The organism is Minwuia sp., assembly GCF_048007105.1.
Classification (GTDB): Bacteria; Pseudomonadota; Alphaproteobacteria; order Minwuiales; family Minwuiaceae; genus Minwuia.
The window spans coordinates 2511150-2525821 of record NZ_CP180352.1 but is presented as its reverse complement, the minus strand read 5'-3'; the positions used below and the strand labels follow the sequence as shown (position 1 = coordinate 2525821).

The window sequence follows — 14672 nt, the reverse complement described above, 5'->3', positions numbered from 1 at the left end:
GGCCCGTTGACCAGTCCGAGGAAGCCGACCGGCGTGCGAATTCTGGGTATCGAGACCAGTTGCGATGAAACCGCCGCCGCGATCGTCAGCGGCGACGGGGATATTCTCGCCAATATCGTGCATTCGCAGATCGATGAACACACGCCGTTTGCCGGTGTCGTGCCCGAGATCGCTGCGCGCGCGCATGTCGAGAAGCTTGACGGGGTTATCGACGCGGCGCTGAACACGGCGGGCATGGGGTTGGACCGGATCGACGCCATCGCCGCGACGGCTGGACCGGGCCTGATCGGCGGCGTCATCGTCGGGTTCACGACGGCCAAGGCGCTGGCCCTGTCGGCCGGAAAGCCCCTGATCGCGATGAACCATCTGGAAGCTCATGCGCTGACGGTCCGGATGACCGACACGGTCGCCTTTCCCTATCTACTGCTGCTGGTCTCGGGAGGCCATTGCCAGATCCTGCTCGTCCGCGGCGTGGGCGACTACGAACGGCTCGGCGCCACCATCGACGACGCCGTCGGAGAAGCCTTCGACAAGACGGCCAAACTTCTGGAACTCGGCTTTCCCGGCGGCCCCGCCGTCGAGCGGTGCGCGCTGGAAGGCGATCCGGCCCGGTTCGATCTGCCTCGGCCGATGTTGGGCCGGGAGGCGCTCGACTTCTCATTTTCCGGCCTCAAGACCGCGGTCCGCCAGACTGCGCTCGGACTGGGCGCCGGTATCGGTGCGCAGGACATGGCCGATCTCTGCGCCGGCTTCCAGGCCGCGATCGGCGATGTCCTGTCCGACCGGATCGAACGCGCCATCGGCCAGTGCAGGAGCCGCGAGGACGCCCCAACTGCCTTCGTTCTGGCCGGCGGTGTCGCGGCCAATCGTTATCTCCGGACCCGGCTTCAGACCGTCTGCGCGGACGCGGAACTGCCCTTTCTCGCGCCGCCGCCCGCCCTGTGTACCGACAACGGGGCGATGGTCGCCTGGGCCGGGGTCGAGCGCTTCCGTCTCGGGCTGACCGACGGACTGGCGACGGCGCCCAGGGCGCGCTGGCCGCTGGATGCCGAGGCCGCTCCCCTTCCCTTCGCCGGAGTGAAGGCATGACGGAGATGGCCGACGGCGTTCTGGCCGGCAACCGCCGGGCCCTGGCGCGCGCCATCACACTGGTCGAATCCAGCCGCGCCGATCACCGCGAGCAGGCAAAGGCTTTGCTGGAGAAGGTCGTTCCGAGTTCGGGCAATGCCGTCCGCCTCGGCATCTCGGGAACACCCGGCGTCGGCAAGTCGACCTTCATCGAGGCGTTCGGGCAGTTCCTGACCGCCCAGGGACTGAAGGTCGCCGTCCTGGCCGTCGACCCGTCCTCGAAGCGGACCGGCGGCTCGATCCTTGGCGACAAGACCCGCATGGAACAGCTGGCGCGGGACCCGAACGCCTTCATCCGTCCCTCGCCCTCCGGCGGCACGCTGGGCGGGGTTGCGCGGCGGACCCGGGAGACCATGATCCTGGTCGAGGCGGCGGGCTATGACGTCGTGCTTGTGGAAACCGTCGGCGTCGGCCAGTCGGAAACGACCGTCGCGGACATGGTGGACATGTTTCTGCTGCTGCTCGCACCGGGCGGCGGCGACGAGTTGCAGGGCATCAAGCGCGGCGTGATGGAACTCGCCGACCTGATTGTCATCAACAAGGCCGACGGCGACCTTCTGGGCGCCGCCAGGCGGGCAGCAACGGAGTATCGCGGCGCACTCGGCCTGATCCGGCCCAAGCACGCCGCGTGGCGGCCGCGCGTCCGGCTCGCCTCGGCCCGCGAGGGCACCGGTATCGACGAGATCTGGCGCGATATCGGCAAATTCCGCGATGCGCTGGCCGAAGACGACGCGCTCGAGGCCCTCCGCCGCGAGCAGGCGCGGGCCTGGATGTGGCAGGAACTGATCGACGGCCTGGTGCAGGCGCTGATCGCAGACGCGAGGGTTGCGAAGGCGCTTCCGGACTGGGAAGAACGGGTTGCGGCAGGCGATGCGACGCCCGGCGCCGCGGCGGATGCGCTGCGTGAGCTGTTTCTCGCTCAAACCAAGGGTTGACCCCCGCGTGAGGCTTGGCTAAACACCGCCGCTCGGGTCCCTGGGGCCCATGTCAATCAATCCTTTCGGGCAGGAGAAGAGCAGATGGCTCGGCGCTGCGAGCTGACAGGCAAGGGTGTGCAAACCGGCCACAATGTCAGCCACTCCAATATCAAGACGAACCGGCGGTATCTGCCGAGCGTCCGGCGTGTGAAGCTGGTTTCGGACGCGCTGAACCGCATCGTGACCCTGAAGATCTCGACCCACGCGCTGCGTTCGGTCGAGCACAATGAGGGCATCGACAACTACCTCGTGAAGCAGCCGGACGCGAAGCTGTCGCTGAACGCCCGCCGCCTGAAGCGCGACATCCTGAAGGCCCGCAAGGACCGCGGCACCGCAGCCGATCTGACGCTGCCTGCCGAGGCCGATGCCGAAGCCGTCGAGGTCGACGAAGCCAACGCCTGAACTGCCGCGCCCAGCGCCGGCCTGCATCGCCCCGGCCCGACGGCCGGGGTTTTGCTTTGACCGGACTGGCGCCGGTTGTCATCGCAGGCCGCCTGAACGGAACGCCGCTGGAGAGGACGCCGATTGAGCGAGGAGGCCCCGACGCACGACCTGGGGTTCGGCCCGCCGCCGGCAGACATGCCCCGACCAATCCGGGAGTGCTACGCCTACTGGGATTCCAGACGCGCCGGCCGCGCGGTTCCGGACCGCCGCGACTTCGATCCCGTGATCGAGATCCCACGACTGCTGAGATACATCTGGCTGCTGGACGTTGTTGGACCGCCAAGGCGCTATCGCTACCGCCTGATCGGCGAGGAACTCACCCGCGCCGGCGCCAGCGCCAGAGTCGGTGAGCACCTGGACGAAACCGAGCGGGTCGGGAATTTCGACCCGGTGCAGTCCGCGCTGGACCGCAGTGTCGACGAGCGGGTGAGCTTCTGGGCCCGCGGAACTCCGCGGCTGGCGCATGACCGCTACGTCGCCCGGATCGAGACCATGTCCATGCCGCTGACGGTCAACGGATCCGGGGATGTCAGGATGATCATGAACGCCACCGTCTACACGCGTCTCTACGCCGGTTGACCGATCAATCGACAGGCATGATTGACGGAAAATCAACCACTCGGGCGCTACATGAAGCCCAGTCTTGATCGTCACCGCCGCGAGGCGGCAACCAGAACCCGATGGAGCGCCGCCGGTGCAGCATCTACACGAACCCGCAAGCGACGGTGACTTCCGGAACCGCTTCGGGGGACCCCCGTCCGACGCCGACGCGATCATCCAGGAAATCCATGATTACTGGCTGGACAAGGCGGGCGACCGGGACGTGCCCGACCGCCGCGATCTGGATCCGCTGCTGGAGATTCCAAAGCTGACGCCGCACATCTGGCTGCTGGACGTCGTCGGCGATCCGCCGCGTTACCGCTACCGCCTGCTCGGCTCGCAACTGGTGGCCGCCGGATCCGCGAGCAGGATCGGACAGTTTCTCGACGAGGTGAAGCCGGTCCGAGACAACACGGCGGTGCACGAGGCGCTGCGGCGGGTCTGCGCCGAGCGCATTCCCTACTGGTACCGCGGCCGCCCGACCCTCGTCCATGACGGCTACGTCTCCGGCCTCGAATACATCATGCTGCCGCTGACCGTGGACGGCTCGGCGGAAATCCGGATGCTGATGAATCTGACCCGCCACTACTGGAGCGAAAAGCGGCCGGCGGTCCTGCGTCGCGGACTGGCGCGGAGCTGATCTTCAGGCAGCCGCGCTGTCGGGAAACCACATCAGGCGTCCCCGTTCCACATAGTCCATCAGATTTGCGTGGGTGCGGACTGCGGCGTCGAGCGGACTCGCGGCATGTTTCGGCACGACGATGTTGGCGAGATGCGCCCAGGCGGTGGCGTCGAGATATGACGGCGTCTCGCCCATCATCCAGCTGTTCGTCCCCAGCCAATCCGCCAGGGCGCTGATATCCTTCGCGCCGAAGGCCGCGATCTCTTCGGGCGTGTGCCGTCCCAGGCCGTGCCCGTGCAGGTATCCCTTCACCTGCCGGCGGGCGACGATGGGGACGATGTTCCGCACCACCGGCGGCATCGACGAGAAGAAGCTCTCCCGGATGCCGGCGAAGGAGGCGTCGTCGACCCAGCGGGTATGGACGATGGCCCAGTACAGCCGCTCCTCGATCATCCGGGCCATGGCGTGGCTCACGGCCTTCTGCCGGTCATCCAGACCGGGTTCGAAATCGAAGCCCGTCCGCTTCTCGATCTCGTAACGGATGATCTCCGAATCGCCGATCAGCCTGCCGTCGATCTCCAGCGCCGGCAGCTTTCCCTTCGGCCCCTTGCGGGGATCGTTGACGCGGACATCCTCGAAATCGATGCCCGCCATCTTCAGCAGGATCTCGGCCTTGGTGCAGAAGGGGCTGGGGCATGGAAGCCCGAACGCGCCCGGATACTGGAAGAGCCTCATGACCGGGCCGTCGTCAACCGAGATTCGCTGTCAGGAACCGCGTGGTCCGTTCCCATGCCAGCGCGGCGTCCTCGGCGTCGTAGCGGGCTGTGGTCGGATTGGCGAAACCGTGCTCCGCGTCGTACCAGAAGGCCTCGAGCGGCTTGCCGACCTTGTCCATCTCGGCCTCGAAGCCGGAGACCATGTCCCTGTTGATCCATTGGTCCTTCTCGGCGAAGTGCCCCATGACCGGACCCGCGAGCTTCTGCAGATCCGCAGCCTGCTTCGCAACGTTGCCGTAATAGACGACAGTGGCGTCCACCGGCCGGACCAGCGAGGCGTTCAGCGACCAGCCGCCGCCGAAGCACCAGCCGACGGTTCCGACCTTGCCGGTCGCGGCTTCGTGCGCACGGACCCAGTCGATCCATCCGGCCAGCGTCTCCGTCGCCTCCGCCGGATCGACCGCGCTCATGTAGGCGCGGGCATTGGTCGGGTCGGTCGCCACCTTGCCGTCGTAGAGATCGACGGCGACGGCGATGTATCCCGCCGCGGCGAAATCTGCGGCGACTGCCTTGATCTGGTCGTTCAGACCCCACCATTCGTGGATCAGCAACATCGCCGGCGCCGGGGTGGTTTCCGGCATCGCGACGAACCCGGTGACGGTTCGGCCGCCCGCCGTCGTCAGCTTCGTTTCCGTCAGGGTCGCGGCGGCGGCGCGCGACAACAGCGGGTCGGCCAGGATGGCAGTCAGCGGCAGGGCGGCGGCCCCGCGCAGGATGGTGCGTCGAGCGTACATGGTACCGGTGCTCCGTTCGGGAATTGTCGGGAAGCCCGGAGTGTAGCTGCGGTTCGGCGGATTCAAACTCACGCCCGCGTCAACGAACGGCCGATTCAAGTAGTTTTCAAATACCTCACTGCTGATCGAATCTTGCGAATGCCGGCTTCAACAGATTGAAATCATTGCAAAACGCCCACGCAGGACGCCCTGCAAGAACGGCAAGTGACATTGTGCAGCGCACTATGAAATACTCCTTTCACAATTGGCCCAGTCAGGAGCCCCGCCCTTGCTCTATCAGCTCTACGAAATGAACCATGCCGCGATCACGCCCTTCCGGGCCGCGGCGCAGGTCACCCAGGCGCTTCTCCGCAATCCGATGAACCCGGCGGCCTACACGCTGCCGGGCCGCACCGCGGCTGCAGCGGCTGACGTTTTCGAGAGCATCACCCGGCGCTACGGCAAGCCATCCTTCGGCATCGACGAGGTACTGGTCGACGGCCACCCCGTTCCGGTGACGGAACAGATCGTGATGCGCAAGCCGTTCGGTCAGCTGAAATACTTCAAGAAGGACCGGACCGTGATGAGCAGGAAGACCGCGGAAATGCCGCGCGTCCTCATTGTCGCGCCGCTTTCGGGCCACTACGCCACCCTGCTGCGGGGCACGGTCCAGGGCATGCTGCCGGAGCATGACGTCTTCATCACCGACTGGCGCGACGCGCGTCAGGTGCCGGTGTCAGACGGCAGTTTCGGCCTGGCGGACTATGTCGACTACGTGATCGACTTCCTGCATGTGCTGGGCCCGAACACGCATGTGATCGCGGTCTGTCAGCCCGGCCCGGCAGTTCTCGCGGCGACGGCGCTGATGAGCGAGGACAACGATCCCTGCGCCCCGGCCACGCTGACCATAATGGGCAGCCCGATCGATCCGCGGAAGAGCCCGACGGTCCCGAACGAACTGGCCACCTCGCGGCCGCTGGAATGGTTCAAGAGCCACGTCATCACCCCGGTTCCGCTACCCCATCCGGGCTTCACGCGCCGCGTCTATCCGGGCTTCCTGCAGCTGACCGGCTTCATGACCATGAATCTGGACCGCCACATCGACGCCCACCGCAACCTGTTCGACAGCCTGATCAAGGGCGACGGCGATTCGGCGCAGGCGCACCGCACCTTCTATGACGAGTATCTGTCGGTGCTCGACCTCGACGCGGCCTTCTATCTCGACACCATCGAGATCGTGTTCCAGAAGTTCGACCTGCCGAACGGCAACATGCTGCACCGCGGTCGGAAGGTGGACACCTCGAAGATCAAGAAGACCGCGCTGTTCACAGTCGAGGGCGAGAACGACGACATCTCCGGCATCGGCCAGACCCAGGCGGCGCACGACATCTGCACGGGCATTCCGGACAACCGTCAGGCCGACTACATCCAGGCCAATGTCGGCCACTACGGTGTCTTCAACGGCAGCCGGTTCCGCAACGAGATCCAGCCCCGCATCCGCGACTTCATCCGCTCCTTCCGCACGCTCGGGGCCTGACCGGGCCGCGTCATGGCGGCAGACCTCTTCTCCATCGGATTCCGCGGCGTCTTCGCCGCATGGATCGCCCGCCGCACGGCCCTGATGGGCATTGGCGGCGTCTGGGTCACAGGCGGTCAGGATATCGTCACGAGCCGGGGCCACCCGACCACCGGTGATCTGCTCTATCCAGCGCGGCCTGCGCCGAAGGGACAGCGCGCGGACGCCGATCTGGCCGCCGAGATAGAACGGCTCGCGCCGCATCTGATCCGGCCTGTCCGTCTGGTCAATCTCGACACCAGCAAGCCCGGCCTGCTGAAAAGGCTGATGGGCGCTTCGGAAGACCCGGGCGAACCGGTCAACCTGGAGGGGCATCAGGCCGGACGGCCGCTGGTGATCGACAAGATGCCGGCCCGGATCGAACGCTGCGTCTTCATCGACAGGCAGCGTCTGACCGTCGCGCTGGCCCGTGACTTCGTCGCCCGCGGCGGCACGATCCAGCCCGAAGGCCCGAAGGATGCGGCCTACAACCTGACCGACGACCAGCAGGATGCGGACAGGTTCGAGCCCCGCGCCGCCTTCATCGTCCGCCGCCCCTACCGCGAGGAATACGCCTACCGGTTCCGCTGCGATGACGGCGAACCGGCCATCGCCCTGCCGCTCGATCAGGACATGCTGCTGGTCGAACGGACCGTCGGCAACGGCGATCCGGAAGACGCGTTCCGCGCACTTATGGTCGGCTACCATTTCTGGTTCGCGCAGGAACCCGACGACGACGACCTGATCGATTCCGTCTACTACGACGACGGTCGGGACTATTCCTGCATCCAGCATCTGCGGCAGGACGACAGGTTCCTCGACCGGTTCGGCAAGATCATTTCGCAGTATGGTGTCGGCTCCAACCCGGACACGGCCGGGCTGATCGACGGCCTGATCGAGGAAAACTACGGCCAGTTCGCCAACAAGCTGGCCGCCAATTACAGCCATCTCGACGCCGCCTATATCCGCGGTCTGGTCGCCCGGCACGGCCCGCTCGCGCCCGACGTTCTGGGCGAGTGCCATCGCGACGCCGATCTGGGCGAGGATTTCGGCGGCGGGCTCAGGGCGCGGGAGGCGCGCTGGATCAGAGACAACGAATTCCCCCGCATGGCCCAGGACATCGCCGGACGGCGCGGCCCGTTCGCGCTGAAGGGCGCGGACGTCGATGCGTTGCAGGCGTGGATGGACCGGGGCGCGCCGGTGGGCTAGGTAACCATCCGGAATTTTCAGCCGGAGAGACCTGCCATGACCGATACCGTGCGCGCACTGCTCGACACGGGCGCCGAGAACGCCCCCGCCATCGGCGGCGAGGACCGGCCGGACCTGACACATGGCGCACTCCGCGCCTTCGCCGACGAGACCCGCGCGAAGCTTAACGAGCTCGGCATCGGCCGCGGCGACCGTGTGGCCATCGTGCTGCCCAACGGTCCGGAAATGGCGACCGCTTTCCTGACCGTCGCGACCGCCGCGACGACGGCGCCGCTGAATCCGGCCTACCGCGCCGAGGAGTTCGACTTCTACCTCTCCGACCTGAACGCGAAGGCCATCATCGTCCCCCACGACTATGACGGCGAGGCGCTTGGCGTCGCCGAAGGCCGCGGCGTCGGCGTGATCCGTCTGACCGCGCGGGCCGGCGAAGCCGCCGGGCTGTTCGATCTGGACGGCGCGCCGCTGGGCGGAGACGCCGCCGCCGGCGCAGCCGAGCCGGACGATGTCGCGCTGATCCTCCACACCTCGGGCACGACCTCGCGGCCGAAGATCGTGCCGCTGAGCCAGAAGAACCTTGCCGCCAGCGCCGGCAATATCGGCGAGGCGCTGGCACTGACGCCGAACGACCGCTGCCTCAACATCATGCCGCTGTTCCACATCCACGGCCTGATCGCGGCGGTGCTGTCCTCTGTCGCCGCCGGCGGCAGCACCTGGTGCAGCCCGGGCTTCAATGCGCTCCGTTTCTTCAACTGGATGGAGACCGCGAAGCCGAGCTGGTACACGGCGGTCCCGACCATGCATCAGGCGATCCTGACCCGCGCCGGCCGCAACATGGAGACCGTGAAGGCCGTGCCGCTCCGGCTGATCCGGTCCTCTTCCTCGTCCCTGCCGCCGCAGGTGATGGCGGAACTGGAGGAGACCTTCGGCTGCCCGGTGATCGAGAGCTACGGCATGACCGAGGCGACCCACCAGATGGCCTCCAACCCGCTGCCGCCCGCGGCCCGCAAGCCCGGCGCGGTCGGCATCGCCGCCGGCCCCGAGGTCCGGATCATGGATCTGGACGGCAAGCTGCTGGGCTCCGGCGAGACCGGCGAGGTCGTCATCCGCGGCGCCAACGTCACCACCGGCTACGAGAACAATCCGAAGGCCAATGCCGAGGGCTTCACCGACGGCTGGTTCCGCACCGGCGACCAGGGCGTGATCGACGCCGAGGGCTACCTGACCATCACCGGCCGCCTGAAGGAGATCATCAACCGCGGCGGCGAGAAGATCTCTCCCAGGGAGGTCGACGAGGTCCTCATGGATCACCCGGCCGTGGCGCAGGCCGTCACCTTCGCCATGCCGCATCCGAAGCTGGGCGAGGAGGTCGCCGCCGCGATCGTGCTGCGCGAGGGCGAGGCAACCGATGAGCGCAGCGTCCGCGACTTCGCGTCGAAGCGGCTGGCCGACTTCAAGGTGCCGCGCAAGGTGCTGATTCTGGAGGAAATTCCGAAGGGCGCCACCGGCAAGCTGCAGCGCATCGGCCTGGCGGAGAAGCTGGGCCTGGGCTGACGCCGCCGGCCGCCTGTTCCCTGCCCGTCCGCTTTGGTCTAAGGCAGGGCCAAGAAGACAACAATTCCTGAGGGGAGGAAACCGCCATGACGTCACCTGTGGTGCTGGAGAAGCACGGCGAGATCGGGGTCATCCTGGTCCAGAATCCGCCGGTCAACGCGCTGAGCCAGGCCGTGCGCCAGGGCCTCGCCGACCGGCTGGCCGAAGCCAATGCCGACGACGAGATCAAGGGCATCGTGCTGGCCGGCGACGGGCGCACCTTCATCGCCGGCGCCGACATCCGCGAGTTCGGCAAGCCGATGCAGGAGCCGGATCTGAACTCGGTCATCCGCGCCTATGAGGAAAGCCCCAAGCCCGTGGTCGCCGCGATCCACGGCACCGCCCTGGGCGGCGGCCTGGAGACGGCCTTCGCCGCCCACTACCGCGTGGCCGTGCCGAAGAGCTTCGTCGGCCTGCCGGAGGTCAAGCTGGGCCTGCTGCCCGGCGCCGGGGGCACGCAGCGGCTCCCGCGCGTGGCCGGCGTCGAGACGGCGCTGAAGATGATCACCTCGGGCGACATGGTTCCCGCCCCGATGGCGGCGAAGGCAGGCATCGTCGACGAGATCGTCGATGAACTGATCCCCGGCGCGGTCGCCTTCTGCGAGAAGCTGGTCGCAGAGGGCGCGCCAAGGAAGGTCATACGCGAGAGCCGCGGCAAGCTGGACGAGGCCGATCCGGCCATCTTCGAGACCTTCAAGTCGGACCTGGCCAAGAAGCAGCGCGGTGTACTGGCGCCGCAGAACTGCACCCTGGCCGTCGAGGCCGCCTACAGGGCCGAGAGCTTCGAGGCGGGCCTCGCCGAGGAGCGCCGGCTGTTCGGCGAACTGATGGAAAGCCCGCAGCGCGCCGCGCAGATCCACATCTTCTTCGGCGAGCGCGAGGTCGCGAAGATCCCCGACCTGCCCAAGGACACCCAGGCGAAGAAGATCGGCAAGGTCGCCATCATCGGCTGCGGCACGATGGGCGGCGGCATCGCCATGAACTTCGCCAATGTCGGCATCCCGGTGACCATCGTCGAGAACGAGCAGGCGGCGCTGGACCGCGGCTTCGGCATCATCCGTAAAAACTACGAGAATTCCGCGAAGCGCGGCCGCTTCCCCATGGAAGAGGTCGAGAAGCGCATGGGCCGCCTGAGCGCGACCACCAGCTACGAGGACATCGGCGACGCCGACATCGTCATCGAGGCCGTCTTCGAGGAGATGGAGCTGAAAAAGGAAATCTTCGCGAAGCTGGACAAGGTGATGAAGCCCGGCGCGGTGCTGGCCTCCAACACCTCGACGCTGGACATCGACGAGATCGCCTCGGCCACCAGCCGGCCGGAAGACGTCATCGGCACCCATTTCTTCAGCCCGGCCAACGTGATGCGGCTGCTGGAGAACGTGCGCGGCGAGAAATCGAGCCCCGAGACCATCAAGACCGCAATGGACATGGGCAAGGCCATCGGCAAGGTCGCCGTGCTCGCCGGCAACTGCCACGGCTTCATCGGCAACCGTATGCTGCACCCCTACCGCCGCCAGGCCGAGTTCCTGGTCGAGGAAGGCGCGCAGCCCGAAGACGTCGACCGCGTGATCTACGATTTCGGCTTCGCCATGGGCCCGTTCGCGATGGGCGATCTGGCCGGGCTGGACGTCGGTTACCGCGTCCGTCAGCACCAGCTCAAGACCTGGCCGCAGGGCAAGCGCTACTCCTCGCTGGCCGACAAGATCGTCGAGATGGGCCGCCACGGCCAGAAGACCCAGGCCGGCTGGTTCCTCTACGAGGAAGGCAGCCGCGCACCGAAGCCGGATCCGGTGATCAAGGAACTGATCGCGAAGCATGCCGCCGAGGCCGGCGTGAAGCGCCGCGAAGTCTCGGACGAGGAGATCCTGGAGCGCTGCATCTACGCGCTGGTCAACGAGGGCGCGAAGATCCTGGAGGAAGGCATCGCCATCCGTCCGGTCGACATCGACATCACCTATGTCTACGGCTACGCCTTCCCCAAGCACCGGGGCGGGCCGATGCACTACGCTGACGCGGTCGGGCTGGACAAGGTGCTGGCGCGCATCCGGCATTTCCACGAACAGTCCGGCGACGGCGACGACTGGGAACCGGCGCCGCTGATCGAGCGGCTGGTGGCCGAGGGCAAGGGCTTCCGCGACTTCACGCGCTGACACCTGCCCATTGACGTGGGGGCGCAGGCGTCCTATCTGCCGCTTCGGCTGAAGGCGCCTGCCGCTCGCACTCACGGTGAAGCCTTCTCGACGATCCCTTTCGATACCCGGACCGACCGCGGCCCGGATGGCAATGCGAGCCCCATCCCGATTTCGCGGACGGAGAGAAACGGAGTATCGGGATGACTGAGACCGTCCTTCCCACCATCGAGAACGCCAAGGCGCAGGCGAAACGGCTGCGTCAGGATCTGAATGCGCGCGGGGTCGAGATCGGCCACGGCCAGGCGCTGGAGATGATTTCGCACCAGCTGGGCTACCGCGACTGGAACACCCTGCACGCGGCCATCGGCAACCGCCCGCCCGGCCCGCCGATTACCGTCGGCCAACGGGTCAGCGGCTTCTACCTGGGCCATCCCTTCAGGGGTGAAGTGCTCGGTGTCCGCAGTATCGGACCCGACGGGCCGTACCGCGCCACCATCCGCTTCGAAGAGCCGGTGAACGTCTCGGCGTTCGAGAGCTTCGAGGTGCTGCGCCGGCAGGTCAGTGCCACCATCGGCCGCGACGGCCGCACGGTGGAGCGGATCTCCAACGGTACGCACCAGATGGCGATCGACCTGTAGCAGCCGGGCCGATCGTCATTCCGGAAACGCTGCGGTGTCCCGGGCTTGACCCGGGACCCATTCCGGAGCGCTTCCACCGCCGCCGGTCATCCTTCGAGGCTCAGGCATGGGCCCTGGATCAAGTCCAGGGCGCCGCAGAGGCAATACTGGGCTTCGTCACGTCACAGTCCAAACGTCCCGATGATCCCGTCGCGCAGCAGCTTGAGCCCGACGATGAACACGAAGACGTAGCAGATCAGGTAGAAGGGCCGCTCCGGGATGCGGTGGTGCAGCCAGACCCCGGCGAACATGGCAAGCGGGCAGATCGGCGCCAGCACCAGCGCGGTCAGCAGGTTCTCCTGCGTCAGCAGGCCGAGATAGCCGTAGGGCACGATCTTGGCGTAGTTCACCAGCATGAAGAAGACCGTGGTCGTGCCGACGAACACCGTCTTGTCCAGCTTCAGCGGCAACATGTAGACCTGCAGCGGCGGGCCCCCGGCATGGCCGACAAAGCTGGTGAAGCCGCTCACCGCCGACCAGAAGACGCCCTTCGGCCTGCTCTCCGGTTTCGCGTCGCCGTTGCGCCGGCCGCCCAGCCAGTAGTTGAGCGAGAACAGCACGGCGATGGCGCCAATGATCAGGCGGATCATGTGCTCGTCGACATAACCGGCCAGCGCCGTGGCGATGCCGATACCGATCACCGCCCCGGGTCCCAGATAGAGCATCAGGCGGCGGCTCCACTGGCGGCGGTAGCTCCAGACGCCGAAGATGTCCATCAGGCACAGTATCGGCAGCATGATCGCCACGGCCTGCAGCGGCGGAATGACCAGCGACAGCGTCGGCACCGCCACGATGCCGACGCCCGAGCCGAAGCCGCCCTTGCCGATGCCGGTCAGCAGCAGGACCGGTACGGCGACGGCATAGAAGACCGGCTCCGCGATCAAAGAACCTGGCCGACAGCCTCCGCGGTGACCTCGACGATGCGGTCGGCCTCCTCGCGGCTGAGACAGAGCGGCGGCGCGAAACCGATGATGTCGCCCTGGGGCATGGCGCGGGCGATGACGCCGCGCTTCGTCATCTCACCGACAATCGTCGGGCCGATCTTGCGCGAAGCGTCGAAGAACCTGCGGCCGCCCGGATCCTCCATCAGTTCGACCGCAGCCAGCAGACCCTCGCCACGAACCTCGCCGACATTGGCGTGGCCGCCCAGCGCATCGGCGAGCGTCTTCCGGAAATAGGCGCCGGTGTCGGCGGCATTGGCGACCAGCCCCAGTTCGTCCACCAGCTTCAGGTTGGCGATCCCGGCCGCCGCCCCGATCGGATGGGCCGAATAGGTCCAGCCATGGCCGATCGGGCCCAGCTCGTCGGTGCCGCGCATCAGGACCTCGTACATGTCCTTCGACACGATCGAGCCCGAGAGCGGCGCGTAGGCCGAGGTAAGCCCCTTGGCGATGGTGATCAGGTCCGGCTTGATCCCGTAGTGCGTGGATCCGAACATCGAGCCGAGACGTCCGAAACCGGTCACCACCTCGTCGGCAATCAGCAGGATGTCGTGCTTCTTCAGCACGGCCTGGATCGCCTCCCAGTACCCCTCCGGCGGCGGCACGATGCCGCCCGTGCCCAGAACCGGTTCGCCGATGAAGGCGCCGATGGTGTCCGGTCCCTCGGCCTGGATCAGCTCTTCCAGCTTCTCCGCACACCAGGCGGAGAACTCGCGCTCGGACATCGACGCGTCCGGACGGCGGAGAAAATGCGGGGCTTCCGTGTGGATGACCTGGGCCAGCGGCAGGTCGAACTTCTTGTGGAACAGCTCCAGCCCGGTCAGCGACCCGGTCATCAGGCCCGAACCGTGATAGCCGCGCCAGCGGCTGATGATCTTCTTCTTTTCCGGCGGCCGAGGACGTTGTTGTAGTACCAGACCAGCTTCACATTGGTCTCGTTGGCGTCAGAACCGCCCAGACCGAAATAGACCGTCTGCATGTGATCGGGCGCGCGCTCGACGATCATGTTCGCCAGCGTGATCGAGGCCTCGGTGCCGTGGCCGACATAGGCGTGGTAGTAGGCGAGTTCCTTCGCCTGCTCGGCGATGGCCTCGGCGATTTCCTTCCGCCCGTAGCCGACATTGACGCAATAGAGCCCGGCGAAGGCATCCAGCAGCCGGTTGCCGTCACGGTCCTGGATGTAGACGCCCTCGCCGCCCGTCACGATCCGGTTCGGCGCTTCGCCGCGCGCGTGCTGGCCCAGATGGGTCGAGGGGTGGAAGAAGTTCTCGCGGTCCCATTGATCGAGCTGATCGTTCTTGAGCATGG

The 14672-nt window shown here is 66.8% G+C and carries 13 protein-coding genes and 1 pseudogene; 10 read left to right on the top strand and 4 right to left on the bottom strand.

The window, feature by feature from the left end:
• Positions 1 to 33: 33 nt before the first annotated feature.
• The 5 genes from tsaD (at position 34) to ACMVY4_RS12175 (ending at position 3789) form a co-directional block, all read left to right on the top strand.
• Entirely contained in the window at positions 34 to 1089 is a 1056-nt protein-coding gene (tsaD, locus tag ACMVY4_RS12195) for a tRNA (adenosine(37)-N6)-threonylcarbamoyltransferase complex transferase subunit TsaD (protein ID WP_416896298.1), read from the top strand.
• On the top strand, positions 1086 to 2063 hold the full coding sequence (gene meaB, locus ACMVY4_RS12190) for a methylmalonyl Co-A mutase-associated GTPase MeaB (protein WP_416896297.1): 978 nt from the start codon (positions 1086 to 1088) through the stop codon (positions 2061 to 2063). Before tsaD ends, meaB begins: the two co-directional genes overlap by 4 nt.
• 84 nt (positions 2064 to 2147) lie before the next feature.
• On the top strand, positions 2148 to 2507 hold the full coding sequence (gene rpmB / locus ACMVY4_RS12185) for a 50S ribosomal protein L28 (RefSeq protein ID WP_416896296.1): 360 nt from the start codon (positions 2148 to 2150) through the stop codon (positions 2505 to 2507).
• A gap of 123 nt (positions 2508 to 2630) precedes the next feature.
• Positions 2631 to 3128, top strand: a complete 498-nt coding sequence (locus ACMVY4_RS12180; RefSeq protein ID WP_416896295.1) for a PAS domain-containing protein — start codon at positions 2631 to 2633, stop codon at positions 3126 to 3128.
• 115 nt (positions 3129 to 3243) lie between these two features.
• Positions 3244 to 3789, top strand: a complete 546-nt coding sequence (locus tag ACMVY4_RS12175; protein ID WP_416896294.1) for a PAS domain-containing protein — start codon at positions 3244 to 3246, stop codon at positions 3787 to 3789.
• 3 nt (positions 3790 to 3792) lie between these two features.
• Here ACMVY4_RS12175 and ACMVY4_RS12170 read toward each other — a convergent pair whose 3' ends face one another.
• Positions 3793 to 4506, bottom strand: coding sequence for a glutathione S-transferase family protein (locus ACMVY4_RS12170; protein WP_416896293.1), 714 nt, complete (start codon positions 4504 to 4506; stop codon positions 3793 to 3795).
• 13 nt (positions 4507 to 4519) lie between these two features.
• Entirely contained in the window at positions 4520 to 5281 is a 762-nt protein-coding gene (locus ACMVY4_RS12165; RefSeq protein ID WP_416896292.1) for a dienelactone hydrolase family protein, read from the bottom strand.
• 268 nt (positions 5282 to 5549) lie between these two features.
• Here ACMVY4_RS12165 and ACMVY4_RS12160 point away from each other — a divergent pair, with 268 nt between their 5' ends.
• From ACMVY4_RS12160 to ACMVY4_RS12140, 5 genes are all read left to right on the top strand, one after another.
• Positions 5550 to 6797 carry a polyhydroxyalkanoate depolymerase gene (locus tag ACMVY4_RS12160; RefSeq protein ID WP_416896291.1) on the top strand — a complete coding sequence of 416 codons (1248 nt, stop codon included), beginning with the start codon at positions 5550 to 5552 and terminating at the stop codon, positions 6795 to 6797.
• A 12-nt stretch (positions 6798 to 6809) separates the two neighbouring features.
• Positions 6810 to 8024: a hypothetical protein gene (locus ACMVY4_RS12155; protein ID WP_416896290.1), complete on the top strand. Its 1215-nt coding sequence runs from the start codon at positions 6810 to 6812 to the stop codon at positions 8022 to 8024.
• 36 nt (positions 8025 to 8060) lie between these two features.
• Positions 8061 to 9575 (top strand): acyl--CoA ligase, encoded by a 1515-nt coding sequence (locus tag ACMVY4_RS12150; protein WP_416896289.1) that lies wholly within the window; start codon positions 8061 to 8063, stop codon positions 9573 to 9575.
• Positions 9576 to 9661: 86 nt separating this feature from the next.
• Positions 9662 to 11764, top strand: a complete 2103-nt coding sequence (locus ACMVY4_RS12145; RefSeq protein ID WP_416896288.1) for a 3-hydroxyacyl-CoA dehydrogenase NAD-binding domain-containing protein — start codon at positions 9662 to 9664, stop codon at positions 11762 to 11764.
• A 182-nt stretch (positions 11765 to 11946) separates the two neighbouring features.
• Complete coding sequence (locus ACMVY4_RS12140) at positions 11947 to 12384, top strand: glyoxalase superfamily protein (RefSeq protein WP_416896287.1); 438 nt, start codon at positions 11947 to 11949, stop codon at positions 12382 to 12384.
• A 161-nt stretch (positions 12385 to 12545) separates the two neighbouring features.
• Here ACMVY4_RS12140 and ACMVY4_RS12135 read toward each other — a convergent pair whose 3' ends face one another.
• A complete protein-coding gene (locus ACMVY4_RS12135) occupies positions 12546 to 13307 on the bottom strand; it encodes a sulfite exporter TauE/SafE family protein (RefSeq protein WP_416896286.1) in 762 nt (253 codons plus the stop codon).
• Positions 13304 to 14670, bottom strand: a pseudogene (locus tag ACMVY4_RS12130) (aspartate aminotransferase family protein). The gene ACMVY4_RS12135 and the pseudogene ACMVY4_RS12130 overlap by 4 nt, the downstream one beginning before the upstream one ends.
• Positions 14671 to 14672 lie beyond the last annotated feature (2 nt).